This window comes from Streptomyces sp. B6B3, from assembly GCF_039871525.1.
Lineage (GTDB): Bacteria > Actinomycetota > Actinomycetes > Streptomycetales > Streptomycetaceae > Streptomyces.
The window spans coordinates 479,875-497,119 of record NZ_JBDPLU010000002.1; the positions used below are offsets into that span (position 1 = coordinate 479,875).

The 17,245-nt window shown below is 71.3% G+C and carries 13 protein-coding genes; 5 read left to right on the plus strand and 8 right to left on the minus strand.

The genetic code is table 11. The annotated features are described in order from the left end of the window. Positions 1-130: 130 nt before the first annotated feature. The 6 genes from ABGB06_RS06415 to ABGB06_RS06440 all read right to left on the minus strand — a co-directional run bounded on the left by ABGB06_RS06415 (position 131) and on the right by ABGB06_RS06440 (position 7,125). Positions 131-1,144 (minus strand): ABC transporter permease, encoded by a 1,014-nt coding sequence (locus ABGB06_RS06415; RefSeq protein WP_347586120.1) that lies wholly within the window; start codon positions 1,142-1,144, stop codon positions 131-133. A gap of 359 nt (positions 1,145-1,503) precedes the next feature. Next, positions 1,504-2,574 carry a dipeptide ABC transporter ATP-binding protein gene (locus ABGB06_RS06420; RefSeq protein ID WP_347586122.1) on the minus strand — a complete coding sequence of 357 codons (1,071 nt, stop codon included), beginning with the start codon at positions 2,572-2,574 and terminating at the stop codon, positions 1,504-1,506. Then, positions 2,537-3,541 carry an ABC transporter ATP-binding protein gene (locus ABGB06_RS06425; protein ID WP_347586124.1) on the minus strand — a complete coding sequence of 335 codons (1,005 nt, stop codon included), beginning with the start codon at positions 3,539-3,541 and terminating at the stop codon, positions 2,537-2,539. Before ABGB06_RS06425 ends, ABGB06_RS06420 begins: the two co-directional genes overlap by 38 nt. Before the next feature lie 50 nt (positions 3,542-3,591). Then, positions 3,592-4,521 carry an ABC transporter permease gene (locus ABGB06_RS06430; protein WP_347586126.1) on the minus strand — a complete coding sequence of 310 codons (930 nt, stop codon included), beginning with the start codon at positions 4,519-4,521 and terminating at the stop codon, positions 3,592-3,594. Next, on the minus strand, positions 4,514-5,437 hold the full coding sequence (locus tag ABGB06_RS06435; protein ID WP_347586128.1) for an ABC transporter permease: 924 nt from the start codon (positions 5,435-5,437) through the stop codon (positions 4,514-4,516). Before ABGB06_RS06435 ends, ABGB06_RS06430 begins: the two co-directional genes overlap by 8 nt. Before the next feature lie 47 nt (positions 5,438-5,484). Next, positions 5,485-7,125, minus strand: a complete 1,641-nt coding sequence (locus ABGB06_RS06440; protein ID WP_347586130.1) for an ABC transporter substrate-binding protein — start codon at positions 7,123-7,125, stop codon at positions 5,485-5,487. Positions 7,126-7,342: 217 nt separating this feature from the next. Between ABGB06_RS06440 and ABGB06_RS06445 the strand changes: the two genes are divergently transcribed. Then, the gene (locus tag ABGB06_RS06445; protein ID WP_347586132.1) at positions 7,343-8,635 is read left to right on the plus strand and encodes a hypothetical protein; all 1,293 of its coding nucleotides are present in this window, start codon (positions 7,343-7,345) and stop codon (positions 8,633-8,635) included. Between the two features lie 44 nt (positions 8,636-8,679). Here the strand turns inward: ABGB06_RS06445 and typA are convergent, their stop codons facing one another. After that, on the minus strand, positions 8,680-10,548 hold the full coding sequence (gene typA / locus ABGB06_RS06450) for a translational GTPase TypA (protein WP_347586134.1): 1,869 nt from the start codon (positions 10,546-10,548) through the stop codon (positions 8,680-8,682). An 87-nt stretch (positions 10,549-10,635) separates the two neighbouring features. Continuing rightward, positions 10,636-12,858, minus strand: coding sequence for an ABC transporter family substrate-binding protein (locus tag ABGB06_RS06455; protein ID WP_347586135.1), 2,223 nt, complete (start codon positions 12,856-12,858; stop codon positions 10,636-10,638). A gap of 308 nt (positions 12,859-13,166) precedes the next feature. Between ABGB06_RS06455 and ABGB06_RS06460 the strand changes: the two genes are divergently transcribed. The 4 genes from ABGB06_RS06460 (at position 13,167) to ABGB06_RS06475 (ending at position 17,105) form a co-directional block, all read left to right on the plus strand. Then, complete coding sequence (locus ABGB06_RS06460) at positions 13,167-13,394, plus strand: hypothetical protein (protein ID WP_347586137.1); 228 nt, start codon at positions 13,167-13,169, stop codon at positions 13,392-13,394. Positions 13,395-13,561: 167 nt separating this feature from the next. Beyond that, positions 13,562-14,365 carry a hypothetical protein gene (locus ABGB06_RS06465; protein ID WP_347586138.1) on the plus strand — a complete coding sequence of 268 codons (804 nt, stop codon included), beginning with the start codon at positions 13,562-13,564 and terminating at the stop codon, positions 14,363-14,365. A gap of 50 nt (positions 14,366-14,415) precedes the next feature. Further along, complete coding sequence (locus ABGB06_RS06470) at positions 14,416-16,314, plus strand: fumarate reductase/succinate dehydrogenase flavoprotein subunit (protein ID WP_347586140.1); 1,899 nt, start codon at positions 14,416-14,418, stop codon at positions 16,312-16,314. Then, on the plus strand, positions 16,311-17,105 hold the full coding sequence (locus ABGB06_RS06475) for a succinate dehydrogenase/fumarate reductase iron-sulfur subunit (RefSeq protein WP_347586142.1): 795 nt from the start codon (positions 16,311-16,313) through the stop codon (positions 17,103-17,105). The genes ABGB06_RS06470 and ABGB06_RS06475 overlap by 4 nt, the downstream gene beginning before the upstream one ends. Positions 17,106-17,245: the final 140 nt, after the last annotated feature.

Below are 17,245 nucleotides of genomic sequence, written 5' to 3' on the forward strand. Positions count from 1 at the left end.
GCCGACCTTCTCGAAAACTCGGGCAGCCTGAAGCCCCGCCCGCTACCCAGTGCTCTCTCGCTCATGGGTTCCTCGCACCTGCCCGTTCGTTGTCTCTGTCAGTAGGTCGTTTCCGGAAAGTCGGTGTCGGTCAGCGGACGGTCTTCGGATCGAAGGCGTCGCGGACCGAGTCGCCCAGGAGGTTGAAGGCGACGACGAAGATCACCATCGCCACTCCGGGGAAGAACATGTAGGTGAGGTCGTTGTGGTACACCCCGGCCGCGGTGGCGAACATCCGGCCCCAGTCGGGCGTGGGCTCCGTGACGCCGACGCCGAGGAACGACAGCGCGGCGACCGTGGTGACGAAGTTCGGCAGCATGTACGTGAACTGCACCAGGATCGGCGAGACCACGTTCGGCAGCAGCTCCCTGCGGATGATCCGCCAGGGGCTGGCCCCGCTGACCTTCGCGGCCTCGACGAACTCGCGTTCCCGCAGCGCCAGGGTGGCGCCGCGCAGGATGCGGGCGAGCGTCATCCAGCCCAACACCCAGAGCACGAGGATGATCGAACACACCTTGACCCAGGTCGGCGTCTCCTCGCGCGGGTCCATCAGCAGCGAGCCGACGATGGGCAGGAACGCCACGAAGAAGAGCTGCTGCGGGAACGCCATCATCAGGTCGGTGATGCGGCTGATGAAGTAGTCCCACTTCCCGCCCAGATACCCGGCGGTGATGCCGACCACGATCGCGGTGAGCGTGGCCAGCACGGTCACCACGAGGGCGAGCAGCAGCGAGGTGCGGATGCCGTAGACCAGCAGCGTCAGCACGTCCTTGCCGCTGTTGGGCTCCAGCCCGAACCAGAACTCGCCGTCGATGCCGCCGTTCGGCTTGATCGGGTAGCCGTACGCGTTGAGCAGGCTGGTGTCCTCCTGGCCGTACCGGGTGTACGGATCCTTGCCGTAGAGCCAGGAGATGACCGGGGCGAGTAGCGCGATCGCGAAGAAGAAGAGCACCACGAAGGCGGATATGACCCCGACCCGGTCACGCCGGAAGCGTCGCCACATCAGCTGTCCGGGAGAACGGCCGACCAGTTCGGGCGCCGGAGCCGTCGCCGGAGTGGCATCGACCGACTCGGCCGCCTTGGCGACCTGGGTTGGGCTGGACATCGTTGGCCCCCGACGTGTGGACGTGCTGCGCGTGTAGATCGCGACTGTGGCAAGGCACACAGTTTCTCGTCAAGCCATAGCATTGGTATGAGCCAATGACAGCCAAATGGCAGGACAAAGTTATGCCGATTGAGGCCGTAACGTGCTTGACGGGGCAGCTTTATTTCCGAGAAATCCGGACAAATGCCGAGGCAGGGTGTTAACAATCAGGCAACAGCGCGGACCCTACACCGATATGCGAACGGCCCAGACTGAGGCGGTACGGCCGTGCGGGTGCCGTAGGACCGGGGTGGTGTGGATTTCGTGTCCATACCGCCCCGGTCCCCGTCACCGCGAACCGGCCGCGGGCTGAGTGCCCGTCACCCGTTGCGCACCCGTTCCTCGGCGAAGTGACAGGCGGACGGATGCCTGACCGGGCCCGTGGCCCGGCTCAGCCGTTGCGGCACCACCAGTGGCGGCGTCTCCTCCGCGCACCGCGGCCGCGCCTTCCAGCAACGGGTGCGGAAGCGGCAGCCCGACGGGGGGTCGGCGGGCGAGGGCACGTCGCCGGCGAGGATGATCCGGTCCCGCCGCTGTCGCGTCTCGGGATCGGGCACCGGGACGGCGGAGAGCAGCGCCTGCGTGTACGGATGGGTGGGGTGGTCGTAGATCTCGGTCTCCGTGCCCGTTTCCACGATCTGCCCGAGGTACATCACGGCGATCCGGTCCGAGATATGCCGCACCACGGACAGATCGTGCGCAATGAACACATAGGAGAGGCCGAACTCCGCCCGGAGCCTCGCCATGAGGTTGATCACCTGGGCCTGCACCGAGACGTCCAGCGCCGAAACCGGCTCGTCGGCCACGATGATCCGCGGCCGGAGCGCGAGTCCCCTGGCGATGCCGATGCGCTGCCGCTGACCGCCGGAGAACTGGTGGGGATAACGGTTGAGATATTCCGGATTGAGTCCCACCACGTCGAGGAGCTCGCGCACCAGGCGGCGCCGGTCGCCCTTCGGCGCCACCTCCGGATGGATGTCGAAGGGTTCGCCCACGATGTCCCCGACCGTCATCCGGGGATTCAGCGAACTGTAGGGATCCTGGAAGACCATCTGGATGTCGCGCCGAACCGCCTTCAACGCCCGTCCGGAGAGCCGGGAGATGTCCTCGCCCTGATAGCGGATCTCGCCCTCGGTCGGCCGCTCCAGGCTGGTGATCAGCTTGGCCACGGTGGTCTTGCCGCAGCCCGACTCGCCCACCACCCCCAGGGTCTGCGCGGGCCGCAGGTCGAAGGACACGCCGGAGACGGCCTGCACCGCGCCGACCTGACGGCGCAGCAGCACGCCCTGGGTCAGCGGATAGTGCTTGACCAGGCCGCGCACCTGGAGGAGGGGCGGGGCGCCCGTCGGCGGCTCACCGGTGCGCTCGTCGGTCGTGGTGGTCTCCGTCACCGAGGATCTCCTTCCAGAAGTGGCAGGCGCTGGAGCGGCCCTCGGCGACCGGGTGCAGCGGTGGTCGCTCGGCGCGGCAGACCGCCCGGGCCAGCGGGCAGCGGGGGTGGAACGGGCAGCCGGACGGCACCGACAGCAGGTTCGGTGGCAGGCCCCTGATCGCCGCCAACTCGCGTCCCCTGCGGTCCAGGCGCGGGATCGAGGCGAGCAGCCCTCTGGTGTACGGATGGGCGGGAGCCGCGAACAGCCGCCGGACGGGCGCGTGTTCCACGACCCGGCCCGCGTACATCACCGCGATCCGGTCGGCGACGTCGGCGACCACCCCGAGATCGTGGGTGATCAGGATCAGCCCCATCCGGTACTCCCGGCGCAACTCGTCGAGCAGGTCCATCACCTGCGCCTGCACGGTCACGTCGAGGGCGGTGGTGGGCTCGTCGGCGATGATCAGCTCGGGCTCCAGCGCGAGCGCCATGGCGATCATGATGCGCTGGCGCATGCCGCCGGAGAACTGGTGCGGATAGTCGCCCGCCCGCTCCCTGGCCGCCGGGATGCGCACCCGGTCCATCAGCTCCACCGCGCGTTCCCTGGCCTCCCGGCGCGGCGCGCCCCGGTGCACCCGGTACATCTCGGCCAGCTGGTAGCCCACGGGCAACACCGGGTTGAGGGCGGAGAGCGCGTCCTGGAAGATCATCGCCATCCGCTCGCCGCGGACCCGGCGCCGCTCCTCCGCGCCCAGGGTGAGCAGGTCGCGGCCCTGGAACCGGACCTCGCCCGAGGTGATCCGGCCCGGCGGCGTCTCCAGGATGCCCATCACCGCCTGCGCGGCGACTGACTTCCCGGATCCCGACTCGCCGAGCACCGCGAGCGTCTCGCCCGCGTCCACGGCGTAGCTCACCCCGTCCACCGCCCGCACCACGCCGTCCCTGGTGGCGAACTCGACCCGCAGGTCCCGCACCTCGAGCAGCAAGGCGACCAGCCTCCTTTCGCGCCGCGGGCGTCGCGCCGCGGCGTCCGACGTCAGCGCAGCTTCGGGTCGAGGGCGTCGCGGACCGCGTCGCCGAGCATGATGAAGGCCAGCACGGTGAGGCTCAGCGCGGCGGCCGGGTAGAGCAGGATGTGGGGCGCGTTGCGGAACTGCATGCCGTCGGAGGCCGCGGAGATGTCCACGCCCCAGGAGACGGTCGGCGGGCGCAGCCCCACCCCGAGGTAGCTGAGCGTCGCCTCCAGGGCGATGAAGGTGCCCAGCATGATCGTGGCCATCACGATCACCGGGGCCACCGCGTTGGGCAGGATGTGCCGCAGCAGCAGCCTCGCGTTGCCGGCGCCCAGCGCCCGGGCGGCGAGCACGTAGTCGTGCTGCTTCGCCATCACCACCGCGCCGCGGGCGATGCGGGCGATCGGCGGCCAGCCCAGCGCGGCGATGACCAGCACCACCGACCAGACGCCGGTGAGCGTGATCATGCTGAGGAAGACGATGGCGCCGAGCACCATCGGGATGCCGAAGAACACGTCGGTGAGCCGGGACAGCAGCGCGTCGAAGCCGCCGCCGTAGAAGCCGGCGAGGCCGCCGACGACGCCGCCGAGCAGGGCCACGCCGAGGGTGGCGCAGACCCCGACGGCGATCGAGGCGCGGGCGCCGTAGACGGTGCGGGTGTAGACGTCGCAGCCCTGGCTGTCGAAGCCGAACCAGTGCCCGGAGGTGGGGCCCTGGAGGGAACGGCCGAGTTCGCAGCGCACCGGGCTGCCGCCGGCGACCAGTCCCGGCCAGAGGGCGACGACGACCAGGCAGGCGATCAGCACCGCGGAGACCAGGAACACCGGGTTGCGTCGCAGGTCGTGCCAGGCGTCGGACCACAGGCTGCGCGCCGCGCCGGGCTCGGGCCCCGCGGCCGCCTCGGCCGGCGGCCGCGCGTCCGGGGACAGGACGGCGTGCTGTTCCTCAGGCATAGCGGATCCTCGGGTCGAGCACGGCGTAGAGCACGTCGACGATCAGGTTGGCGAGCAGGAAGATCAGCACCAGGACGACGACGAAGCCGACCACGGTGGGCGAGTTCTGCCGGAGGATGCCCTGGTAGAGCTGGTAGCCGACGCCCTGGATGTTGAAGATCCGCTCGGTCACGATGGCGCCGGCCATCAGGTTGCCGATGTCGGTGCCGAGGTAGGTGACCACCGGGATGAGGGAGTTGCGCAGCAGGTGGCGCACGGTGGTGCGGCGGCGCGGCAGGCCCTTGGCGACGGCCGTGCGCACGTAGTCGGCGCGGGCGTTCTCGGCGACCGAGGCGCGGGTGAGGCGGGTGACGTAGGCCAGCGAGACCAGCGCGAGGATCAGCCCGGGCACCAGCAACTCGCCGAGGCCGGCCGTGGGGCTGACGGCCGGGTCGATCCAGCCCAGCCGCACGCCGAGGAAGTACTGGGCGGTGGTGCCCAGCACGAAGGTGGGGACGGCGATGACCACCAGGGTCAGCATCAGCACCGAGGTGTCCATCGGACGGCCGCGGCGCAGTCCGGTGAGCACGCCGAGGGTGATGCCGACGACCATCTCCAGCACCAGCGCGACGAGCATCAGCCGGAAGCTGATGGGGAACGAGTGCTCCATCAGCGCGGTGACGGGCTGGCCGTTGAAGGCGGTGCCGAAGTCGCCGGTGAAGATCCGGGTCATGTAGTCGAGGTACTGCCGCCACAGCGGCTGGTCGAGGCCGAACTCCTCGCGCAGCGCCCGGGCGGTGGCGGGGTCGGGGGCGCGCTCGCCGAACAGGGCGGTGACCGGGTCGCCGAGCGCGTACACCATCACGAAGATCAGGAAGGTGGACCCGACGAAGACCGGGATCATCTGCAGCAGGTGCCGGACGACGTAGCGCCCCACGCGGGCCTCCCTTCCTGGGCTTCCTGGTACTCGACTGGTCCCGAGGGTCAGCTGACCCTGATGTCGGTGAAGACGGGCACGGAGAAGGGGTTGAGCTTCACGTCGCTGAGCCGCTCCGAGTAGCCGGCGGTGCCGTTCTGGTACCACAGGGCGATCGCCGGCAGGTCGTGCACGATCTGCTCCTCCGCCTGGTGGAAGAGGTCGGTCGCCCGCTGCTCGTCGGCGCTGGCGTTGGCCTGGTCGACCAGATGGTCGAAACGCTCGTTGCTGTAGCCGGCGTCGTTGGAGGACGCGTCCGTGTAGTACAGCGGCTGCAGGAAGTTCTGGATCAGCGGGTAGTCCATCTGCCAGCCGGTGCGGAACATCCCGGTCATCTCGTCGGCGAGGATCTGGTTGCGGAAGTCGGCGAAGGTGGGCACCGGGTTCACGGTGCAGGCGCCGGTGTCGTTCAGCACGTTGTTGATGCTGTTGCAGACGGCGTCCATCCACTGGCGGTGCGAGCCGGTGTCCACGTTCGAGCTCAGGGTGATGGAGCCGCCGGGCAGTCCGCCGGCCTCCTCGATCAGCTGACGGGCGCGGTCCGGGTGGTACTCGCACGCCGCGCCGCAGATCCCCGGATCGTAGCCGCCGTCCCGGCCCAGCACCGGCGAGGTGAAGTCCTTCGCGGGGGTGCGGGTGTCGTGGTAGATCCGGCTGGTGATCGCCTCGCGGTCGATGGCCATCGACAGGCCCTCGCGGATCTTCCTGGCGTCCTCGCCCTGCCACGCCTCGTCGTAGAGCGGGAAGGAGAGGGTCTGGATGATCCCGGCGGGCTGGTTGATGTAGCGGTCGCCGAGGTCGGCCTGGGCGTTCTGCAGTTGCGAGGCCGGCACGTCGTCGATGATGTCGAGGTTGCCGGCCTGCAGGTCGGTGTAGGCGGTGTTGTTGTCGGTGTAGACCCGCAGCTCCACGCCGTCGTTCCTGGGCTTGTCGTCGCCGCGGTACTTCTCGTACGAGGACAGCAGCATGCTCTGGCTCGGCGTGTAGGAGTCGACCCGGTAGGGGCCGTTGCCGACCGGTTTGGCGAGCCAGGCCTCGTGGTCGTCGAAGAACGAGCGGGGCAACGGAGCGTAGGCGGCGTAACCGAGCGTTTCCGGCCACAGCGAGAAGGGCTCGCTCAGCCGGACGGTGAACGTGTGGTCATCCACCACTTTCAGGCCACTCATGGTGTCGGCCGAGGGCTCCGCCCCGGGGTCCACGGGATGCACGTCCTCGTAGCCCTCGACGAACTGGAAGAAGTAGCTCCCCACCTGCGCGTTGTCGAGGTGCGCGCCGTAGTTCCAGGCGTCCACGTAGGACTCCGCGGTGACCGGGCTGCCGTCGTGGAAGGTCCAGCCGTCCTCGATGGTGATGGTGAAGTTCCGCTGGTCATCGGTCTCGATGGACTTCGCCATCATGTCCTCGGCCCGGCCGGTCTCCGGGTCGTAGCGCTTCAGGCCACGGAAGATCATGTCGAGGACCTTGCCGCCCTGCACCTCGTTGGTGTTGGCCGGCTCCAGTGGGTGGGCGGGGTCGCCCCAGGAGGCTCGAATCACCGCCCCGTCCGCGCTCGCGGTCCCGTAGCCGTCGTCCCCGCCGCATCCCACCGCCGCCAGGGCGAGGGCGGCGGTGGTCGCGATGACCCAGGTCAGACGCGTGACCTCGCGCATGGATGCCTCCTTGGGCTGACCGAACGTCACACTGGGATCCATAAGACACTTAATGTGGTTTTTAGGGGCAGACCGGGCCCCGTTAAGTCCCCCGTGTTGCCCAGAAACCCCCATATGACGGACGTACCTGTCGAGATATCATTTCGATAACGACCGCCGGGTAGCCGACGCCACGCGTCGGTTTATGCGCTAGGAGGCGCGGATGCGCAGGAGAGGCATGCACTGTCGCTCACGGCACGACGTCCCGTCCGGCTTCACCTCTCCCCCCACGGCCGCCCCCATCACTCGCGCCACAGCCCGCGTCACCGCTCTGCTCACCGCCCTGGTCGCCACGCTCGGGGCCGCCGCGCTCACCGGCTGCTTCGCCGACACCGGTACCACGGCCGAGGAGCAGCCGGGCGCCCCCGCGCTGGAGCCGACCGTCGAGCCCTCGGCCGAGCCGCCCCGGGTGCCCTCGGGTGCCGAACTGCCGGGCCAGGTGATCTCGCTCGACTTCTACGACGAGGACCACGGCTTCGCGCTGCTGGCCGACTGCCCCGACGCGCCCCCGTACACGTGCAGCTACCGGGTGGCCAGCTACGACGGCGAGGCCGTCTGGCGGCTGGCGCAGACCCCGCTGCCGCCCGTCGCGCCGAGCGACCTCGACGCGACGATCCAGGCGGCCGGCCCCGGACACGCGCGGCTGGCCGCCGTCACCCACGGCGCGGGGCTGCCCTCCGAGGCGCACGCCTGGCTCACCACGGACGGCGGTGGCAGCTGGCGGGCCACCGACTTCGAGCCCACGGGCACCGCGACCGGGATACCCCAGGGCGCCCTGCTGAGCACCGCCTCCGCGGTGGACGGCCGGCTGGCCGTGCTGCTGCCGGACACCGCCGAGTACCGACTGCTGGAGCCGCAGCCGCCGCTGGAGGAGCTCGGCGCCCCCGGGCGCCTGTCCGACGGCCGGTACTGGGTGCCGGGCCTGGACGCCGACGGAGACCCCGCCGTGGCCGTGTGGCGGCCGGAGGACGGTGGCTGGCGCACGCTCGCGCCGCTGCCGACCGCGCCCGAGTTCCTGGGCTCGGTGAGTCACCGTCAGCTGGAGCTGGCGCTCGGGCCCGACGGGCTGTACGCGTTCGAGACCGGCACGGCGGATCCGGAGGAGGACAGCGGCTTCCAGTCCGGCCTGTACCGGAGCAACCTGCTGGGCATCTACCACAGCGCGGACGACGGGCGCACCTGGGAGCGGGTGTGGACGCACGTCGACACCAGTAGCCGCCCGGCCTCCGTGTTCGGCAGCCCGATCGCGGCCGCCGACGGCACCCTGGTGGTGTACGCCGACGACTCGATCTACGTCAGCGAGGACGGCGGGAGCACGTTCACCATCTCCCGTCCGGGGCCGCCGCCGGAGGAGCCCGCGCTGACCCGCGCCGGGTACCTGCTGACCGACCTCGACCACCCCGGCCACTACCGGATATCCGCGGACGGCTTCAGCTGGCACACCATCGTGCTGGGCAGCGACGAGACCTGACGGCCGGCCGCCGGCCCGCTGGGCTGGGGACCGCCGGGCTGTGTCTAGTGGCGCTTGGCGCGGGCCGTGGCGCGGGCCCGCTCCCGCTGGTCCAGCACCACCTTGCGGATCCGCACCTCGGTCGGCGTGACCTCCACGCACTCGTCGTCGCGGCAGAACTCCAGGGACTGCTCCAGCGAGAGCTTCCGCGGCGGCACCAGGCTCTCCGTGGTCTCGGCCGTGGAGGCCCGCATGTTCGTGAGCTTCTTCTCCTTGGTGATGTTCACGTCCATGTCGTCGGAGCGGGAGTTCTCGCCGACCAGCATGCCCTCGTACACCTCGGTGCCCGGCTCGACGAAGATGGTGCCGCGCTCCTGCAGGTTCAGCATCGCGTAGGCGGTGGCCGCGCCCGAGCGGTCGGCGACCAGCGAACCGCTGCGCCGGGTGCGCAGCTCGCCGGCCCACGGCTCGTGCCGCTCGAAGATGCTGTGCGCGATGCCGGTGCCCCGGGTCTCGGTGAGGAACTCCGTGCGGAAGCCGATGAGCCCGCGGGACGGCACCAGGAACTCCATCCGCACCCAGCCCGAGCCGTGGTTGGTCATGGTCTCCATGCGGCCCTTGCGCCCGGCCATGAGCTGGGTGATCGCGCCCAGATGCTCCTCAGGCGCGTCGATCGTCATCCGCTCGACGGGCTCGTGCACCCGGCCGTCGATCTCCTTGGTGACCACCTCGGGCTTGCCGACCGTCAGCTCGAAGCCCTCCCGGCGCATCGTCTCCACCAGGATCGCCAGCGCCAGCTCGCCCCGGCCCTGGACCTCCCAGGTGTCGGGGCGCTCGGTCGACAGCACCCGCAGCGAGACGTTGCCCACCAGCTCGCGGTCCAGGCGGTCCTTCACCAGCCGGGCCGTCACCTTGTGTCCCTTGCCGCCGCGGCCGACCAGCGGGGAGGTGTTGATGCCGATCGTCATGGAGATGGCCGGCTCGTCCACGGTGATCAGCGGGAGCGCCACCGGCTGCTCCGGATCGGCCAGGGTCTCGCCGATCATGATGTCCGGGATACCGGCCACGGCGCAGATGTCGCCGGGCCCCGCCTGTTCGGCGGGGCGGCGGGTGAGCGCCTCGGTCATCAGCAGCTCGGTGATCCGAACGTTCTGCGCGCTGCCGTCGCGCCGCAGCCACGCCACGGTCTGGCCCTTGCGCAGGTCGCCCTGGCGGATCCGGCACAGCGCGATCCGGCCCAGGAAGTTGTCCGCGTCGAGGTTGGTGACGTGCGCCTGCAGCGGGGCGTCCGCCTCGTAGACCGGCGCCGGCACGGTCTCCAGCAGCGTGGTGAAGAACGGCTCCAGGCTGTCGCTGTCGTCCGGCACCGTGCCGTCCGCGGGCTGGGTGAGGGAGGCCACACCGTCGCGGGCACAGGCGTAGACGATGGGGAACTCGATCTGGTCCTCGTCGGCGTCCAGGTCGAGGAAGAGGTCGTAGGTCTCGTCGAGCACCTGGGTGATCCGGGCGTCCGGACGGTCCGTCTTGTTGACGCAGAGGATCACCGGCAGCCGGGCCTGCAGCGCCTTGCGCAGCACGAACCGGGTCTGCGGCAGCGGGCCCTCCGAGGCGTCCACCAGCAGCACCACCGCGTCCACCATGGACAGGCCGCGCTCCACCTCGCCGCCGAAGTCGGCGTGGCCCGGGGTGTCGATGATGTTGATCACCACCGGGTCGCCGCCGCCCTTCGGGTGATACCGGACGGCGGTGTTCTTGGCGAGGATGGTGATGCCCTTCTCGCGCTCCAGGTCGCCGGTGTCCATCACCCGCTCGTCGATCCGCTGGTGCGCGGCGAAGGCTCCCGCCTGCCGGAGCATGGCGTCGACCAGGGTCGTCTTGCCGTGGTCGACGTGGGCGACGATGGCGACGTTGCGGATGTCGTGGCGCGTGGGCATGGCTGCCATCGTACGGGCCGGCGGGGGGCTTCCCGCCGCCAGCGTCCTCCTGTCCCGGCGGCCGGGCCCTCCGCTCCGAGCCCGAGGTCAGCGGCGGAAGCCGATGTCCTGGTACCGCGGCGTGGCCAGGCCGTGGGCGCCGACGCCGGCCAGGTCGTTCCTGGCGGCCACCAGTTGCGGCGGCTGGTAGAGCGGAAGCGAGCCGGCCACCGTCCACAGCTGGGCGTCCGCCCGGCGCAGCAGCTCGTCCTGGGCCGTCGCGTCGAGCTCGCCCGCGGCCTGCCTCAGCAGTTGGTCGACGTAGTCGGTGCCGACCCGGGAGTAGTTCTGCCCGAAGGTGAGCTGTCCGCCCGGCAGCGTGCGCGGCTTGGCGAACAGCGAGGGGGCGTCGGTGGCCGGGAAGGCGGTGGCAGGCCAGGAGTACAGCGCGAGGTCGAAGGCGCCGCCGGGGAGGGTCTCGGCGAAGAACTCGTCCGCCGGCACCTCGGTGAGCTCGGCGCGCACGCCGACCTCGGCGAGCATCGCGGCGATGCGCCGGCCGGTCCCGCGGAGCGCCGCGGCGCCCGGCCCGTCCGGGAGCACGAGGCGCAGCTCCAACGGCTTCCCGTCCCTGCTCCGCACCCCACCGGCGTCGGAGCCGGCGTCGGAGCCGGAGCCGAACCCGGCGGCGACCACTCCCGCCGACCCCGTCGTGGAGGTCTCGGCGGGGGTCTCGGCCGGGGTGGGGCGCCACGGCGTGCCGACGCCGGCGGGCAGCCGGACCCCGTCGTCCACGTCGTCCCAGCCGCCCGGCACGGACCACGCGGCCGCCGACTCGTCGAGCCGCCAGCCCGCCTCGTCCAGCAGGGCCTCGGCGGCCGCCGGGTCGCCGGAGCCGTCGGCGTCCCCCCAGCCGGGGGCGGGCGGCGCGTCGCTGGTGTCCCAGTACCGCGCCTGGTCGGCGGTCCGCAGGTGGCTGCCGAGCGGCTGGACCGGCAGCCCCGCGGGTTCGTGCACGGCCGCGGCCAGCGCCGCCCGGTCGATCGCGCCGGCCAGCGCCCAGCGGACCCGTTCGTCGCCGAGCGCCGGCGCCGCGGCGTTCAGCGTGAGCTGCGTGTACCCGGGGTCGTAGGCGCGGTAGACCGTGAGGTCGTTCAGCCGGTCGGCGAGGTCCCGCTCGCGGGCGGCGAACGCGTCGCCCCGCGCTCGCTCCGCGGCGCTCAGCGCCCCCAGATAGCGGTCGTGGGCGCGCGCCGCCTCGGCCCGCGCGTCCGACGTCTCCGAGGTGGCCGCGGCCAGCGCGGCGGTGGCCAGCGCGTGCATCGCCGCGCCGGCGTCGGCCGGGGCCGCGCCGGCCGGAGGCGGTGCGGCGGCTCCGGCTCGGTCGTCCTGCGCCGCCTGGAGGTATCCGGCGGCGTCGATCCTCCCCCAGCCTCCGGCCGGGGGGACCCCCTTGGCCTCGGCGGGTGCGACCTCCGCGAGGTCGAGTTCGCCGGCCAGCAGCGCGTCCCGCCGTTCGCCGCTCGACACCGCGGCGAACACCAGCTCGTCGAGCAGCGCGGGCCGGCCCCACCAGGCGTCGTTGCGGACCAGGGTGATGGTGCCGGCCGCCCGGTCCACCTCGGCGACCGCGAAGGGACCGCCCGAGGCGGGGGGTTCGGCGTCCCGGGCGGGCCCCTCGTTGAAGAGGTCGGCGTCGCCGGTCACCGAGCTGGGGTAGAGCGGGCTGAACAGCGCCCGCCAGTCGGCGTGGGGCTGGGCGAAGGTGACCGTGACCTGGTGTTCGCCGGGCCCCTCGGCCACGCTGGCGATCCGGTCGTAGCCCGCCGCGCGGGCCGCCGGGTAGTCGCGGTCCGTGCCGTTCAGCGCCTGCCACTGGGCGCGGAAGTCCGCGACTCCGAGCGGCCGGCCGTCGCTCCACGCGGCGTCCGGGTGCAGGGTGTAGACGACCGTCTGTCGCGGTTCCCGCTCGGTGACCTCGGCGGACACGAGCACGTCGGCGTTCGGCCGGGGCTCGCCGCGCTGGTCCAGCGTGAAGAGCGACGGCAGCACCGCCCCGGCCACCTGGGCGGTCACCGGGCCCGCCGCCTGGTGGTAGGTGTTGAGGCTCTCCGGCAGCTCGTCGACGCCCCAGGTGACGGTCCCGCCGGCGGTCAGCTCGGCGCGGGGGACGACGGCCACCGAGGGTCCCGTCGCTCCGCCGAGGCCGTGGGGGTCCCCCCGGCCGGAGGCTGGGGGAGGGTCGGCCCCGCCGGCGCAGCCCGCCAGCAGCGCGGCCGCCGCCGCGAGCAGCGCCGCGGCGCGGCGCGATCGGTTCGGGCCGCCTGACATCCCTGCACCTCCGGGTCCGAGTCGGGACCGTCCGCCGGGCGCCCCTCCCCCGCGCCCCCTCCGCGTTCCGATCAACAGACCGTCCGTCGATCGCACCGGTGCGTCCGCGTGCCACTGAAGAGGACGAGCGCGGGCCCCTGGTGACGACACGGCGAACAGCCGCGCGGCCATCACCCGTACGGAGCAGCGCACAGCTGAGGTGGACGGCGCGTGACGTCACCGTGCCCTACCGCCCCCTTCCCAATCACCTGTGTCAGGAGACACACTTCATCGTCCAGGTGGTGGACCACCGAAGGAGGTGGTGGGAGATGTCGCCGCACGACGAGCTTCGTGCCGCGCAGCGCTGCGTCGACGACGTGGCGCGCTGTCTCTCCCGCCTGGACCTGCAGCCGGGTGACTGGCCGGACGGGCGCCGGCCGCGCCGCGGCGCCAACCACCCGCGGGAGAGCGGGGAGCCGAAAGAGGGCTCCGACGCGCCTTACGATCACCGGCCGTGGGTAGGCGCGGACGACGAGGGCCTGGGGTGCCGCCACTGATGCCACCCCCGTTACCCCCGCCCCCGACGCCGGACCCACCGGCGAGGGCCGTTCCGGTGGCGACTCCGACGTCGTCGCCGCCCTGGCACGGCCTCGGGGAGAGACCCCCACCCGCTCGCCGCCCGACCGCACGCTGACGTTCCCCGTTCTTCGCCCCGGAGAGACCCTTGGCCACCGAAACCAACGCCCCACCGGCCCCCGCCCGGGCCGCCATCACCGAGCGGCACCTGCGCACCGACCGCTGGTGGCTCGCGCCCACCGTCACCGTCGCCGCACTGCTGGTCTTCATCGCCTACGCCACCTGGCGGGCGTTCAGCAACGCCGACTACTACGCCGCCCCGTACGTCTCGCCGTTCTACTCGCCCTGTCTGGCGGAGAACTGCGTGGACATGAAGGGCGGCCCCAACTGGGCGCTGTTCGGGGACTGGTGGTCGCTCTCCCCGGCGCTGATCATCCTCGTGCTGCCGCTCGGCTTCCGGATGACCTGCTACTACTACCGCAAGGCGTACTACCGCGGCTTCTGGGCCTCGCCGCCGGCCTGCGCGGTGGCCGAACCGCACCAGCGCTACACGGGCGAGACCCGCTTCCCGCTGATCTTCCAGAACAGCCACCGCTACTTCTTCTACCTCTCCGCGGTCATCGCGGTGATCCTCACCTACGACACCCTGCTCGGCTTCCGCAACGAGGACTACGAGTGGGGCCACATGGGGCTCGGCTCGCTGCTGCTCCTGGTGAACGTGATCCTGGTGTGGGGCTACACGCTGTCCTGCCACTCCTGCCGGCACATCATGGGCGGCCGGCTGAAGAGCTTCTCGAAGAACCCGGTGCGTTACCGCATGTGGTCCCTGGTGAGCCGACTCAACGGCCGCCACGCGACCCTGGCCTGGGCGTCCCTGACCAGCCTCGGCCTGTCCGACCTGTACGTGTACCTGCTGGCCACCGACGTGTTCAACGACCCGCGGCTGTTCTGAGCCCCAGCGCTCGTCAGACGACCCAGAGACGACTAGGAAAGGTACGAGAAGTGGAACGGCAGTCGTGGGATGTGGTGGTGGTCGGCGCCGGCGGGGCCGGGCTGCGGGCGGCGATCGAGGCCCGCGAACAGGGTCTGCGCACGGCGGTGATCTGCAAGTCGCTGTTCGGCAAGGCGCACACGGTGATGGCCGAGGGCGGCGTCGCCGCCAGCATGGGCAACGTCAACTCCGGCGACAACTGGCAGGTGCACTTCCGGGACACCATGCGGGGCGGGAAGTTCCTCAACCACTGGCGGATGGCGGAGTTGCACGCCCAGGAGGCGCCCGACCGGGTGTGGGAGCTGGAGACCTGGGGCGCCCTGTTCGACCGCACGCCGGACGGCAGGATCTCGCAGCGGAACTTCGGCGGTCACGAGTACCCGAGGCTCGCGCACGTCGGCGACCGCACCGGGCTCGAGCTGATCCGCACGCTCCAGCAGCGCGTGGTGGCCCTGCAGCAGGAGGACTTCAAGGAGACCGGCGACTACGAGTCCCGGTTGAAGGTCTTCCAGGAGTGCACGGTGACCCGGGTGCTCAAGGAGGGTGGCGACGGCGACCGGGTGGCCGGCGTCTTCGCCTACGAACGTGAGTCCGGCCGGTTCTTCGTCATCGACGCGCCCTCCGTGGTGCTGGCCACCGGCGGCATCGGCAAGTCGTTCAAGGTGACGTCGAACTCCTGGGAGTACACCGGCGACGGGCACTCGCTGGCGCTGCTGGCCGGCGCGTCCCTGGTGAACATGGAGTTCGTGCAGTTCCACCCGACGGGCATGGTCTGGCCGCCGTCGGTGAAGGGGATCCTGGTCACCGAGTCGGTGCGCGGTGACGGCGGGGTGCTGACCAACAGCGAGGGTCGGCGCTTCATGTTCGACTACATCCCCGAGGTGTTCAAGGAGCACTACGCGCAGGACGAGGCCGAGGCCGACCGCTGGTACACCGACCCGGACAACAACCGCCGTCCGCCGGAGCTGCTGCCCCGCGACGAGGTGGCCCGCGCCATCAACTCCGAGGTGAAGGCCGGCCGCGGCTCCCCGCACGGCGGCGTGTTCCTCGACGTCTCCAGCCGGATGCCGGCCGAGGAGATCGTCAAGCGGCTGCCGTCCATGCACCACCAGTTCAAGCAGCTGGCGGACGTGGACATCACCAAGGAGCCGATGGAGGTCGGCCCGACCTGCCACTACGTGATGGGCGGCGTGGACGTCGACCCGGACACCGCGGCGGCCACCGGCGTGACCGGGCTGTACGCGGCGGGCGAGGTGGCCGGCGGGATGCACGGCTCCAACCGGCTCGGCGGCAACTCCCTGTCCGACCTGCTGGTGTTCGGCCGCCGCGCCGGTCTGTACGCGGCGCGGTACGCCGCCGGGCTCGACCCGGCGGGCCGGCCGGCGGCCGACGACGCCGAGATCGAGGGCGCGGCGAGCGAGGCGGTGCACGCCTTCGCGCCGGCGGAGGGCGCCGCCGACACGCCGGAGAACCCGTACACGGTGCAGCAGGAGCTGCAGCAGACGATGAACGACCTGGTGGGCATCATCCGCCGGGAGTCGGAGATGACCGAGGCGCTGGAGCGCCTGGAGGGCCTGCGCGAGCGCGCCCGCCGGGTGAGCGTGGAGGGCCACCGGCAGTACAACCCGGGCTGGCACCTCGCCCTGGACCTGCGGAACATGCTGCTGGTCAGCGAGTGCGTCGCGCTCGCCGCCCGGGAGCGCCAGGAGTCCAGGGGCGGCCACACCCGGGACGACTACCCCCAGATGGACCGTGCCTGGCGCAAGCTGAACCTGCTCTGCTCGCTCAGCGCGGACGGCCGGATCGAGCTGACCCGCCGCGATCTCCCCCCGATGCGGTCGGATCTGCTCGAGCTGTTCGACAAGAACGAACTGATGAAGTACCTGACCGAAGAGGAGCTGACGCAGTGAGCGGCGCAGAGACCACCACACGCTACGACGCGCACTTCCGGGTGTGGCGGGGGGACGCCGAGGGCGGGGACCTCGAGGACTTCACGGTGGAGGTGAACGAGGGCGAGGTGGTCCTCGACATCATCCACCGCCTGCAGGCCACCCAGGCCCAGGACCTGGCGGTCCGCTGGAACTGCAAGGCGGGCAAGTGCGGCTCCTGCAGCGCGGAGATCAACGGCCGGCCGCGGCTGTTGTGCATGACCCGGATGTCGCAGTTCGAGCGCGACGAGACCATCACCGTGACGCCGCTGCGCACCTTCCCGGTCATCCGCGACCTGGTCACGGACGTCGGCTTCAACTACCAGAAGGCCAGGGAGATCCCCTCCTTCGTGCCGCCCGAGGGCGTGAAGCCCGGCGAGTACCGGATGCAGCAGGAGGATGTCGGGCGCTCGCAGGAGTTCCGCAAGTGCATCGAGTGCTTCCTGTGCCAGAACGTCTGCCACGTGGTGCGCGATCACGAGGAGAACAAGGAGGCGTTCGCGGGGCCGCGTTTCCTGATGCGGATGGCCGAGCTGGACATGCACCCGCTCGACGACGCGGAGCGGCAGGGCCTGGACCGGCAGCGCGCCGTCCAGGAGGAGCATGGGCTCGGCTTCTGCAACATCACCAAGTGCTGCACCGACGTCTGCCCGGAGAGCATCAAGATCACCGACAACGCGCTGATCCCGATGAAGGAACGGGCGGTGGACCGGAAGTACGACCCGCTGGTCTGGCTCGGCAACAAGATCCGCCGCCGGGGACGGGAGGACTGACGCCGCCGGCCGTCTGCCGACCCTCCGCCGGCCGTCTCCCGGCCGTTCACCAGCCGCTGCCCGACCGAACCGACGATGGCAGTGGCCTGATCCGTGTGCGCAGGGTGACGCGCTGGCGTAGGGTCTGGCATATGCGGATC

What these genes read in the sequence shown, in the direction of transcription:
- ABGB06_RS06415 (WP_347586120.1), bottom strand. Translation starts at nt 1,144, where the DNA reads ATGTCCAGCCCAACCCAGGTCGCCAAGGCGGCCGAGTCGGTCGATGCC.
- ABGB06_RS06430 (WP_347586126.1), bottom strand. Translation starts at nt 4,521, where the DNA reads ATGCCTGAGGAACAGCACGCCGTCCTGTCCCCGGACGCGCGGCCGCCG.
- ABGB06_RS06440 (WP_347586130.1), bottom strand. Translation starts at nt 7,125, where the DNA reads ATGCGCGAGGTCACGCGTCTGACCTGGGTCATCGCGACCACCGCCGCC.
- ABGB06_RS06445 (WP_347586132.1), top strand. Translation starts at nt 7,343, where the DNA reads ATGCACTGTCGCTCACGGCACGACGTCCCGTCCGGCTTCACCTCTCCC.
- typA (WP_347586134.1), bottom strand. Translation starts at nt 10,548, where the DNA reads ATGCCCACGCGCCACGACATCCGCAACGTCGCCATCGTCGCCCACGTC.
- ABGB06_RS06455 (WP_347586135.1), bottom strand. Translation starts at nt 12,858, where the DNA reads ATGTCAGGCGGCCCGAACCGATCGCGCCGCGCCGCGGCGCTGCTCGCG.
- ABGB06_RS06460 (WP_347586137.1), top strand. Translation starts at nt 13,167, where the DNA reads ATGTCGCCGCACGACGAGCTTCGTGCCGCGCAGCGCTGCGTCGACGAC.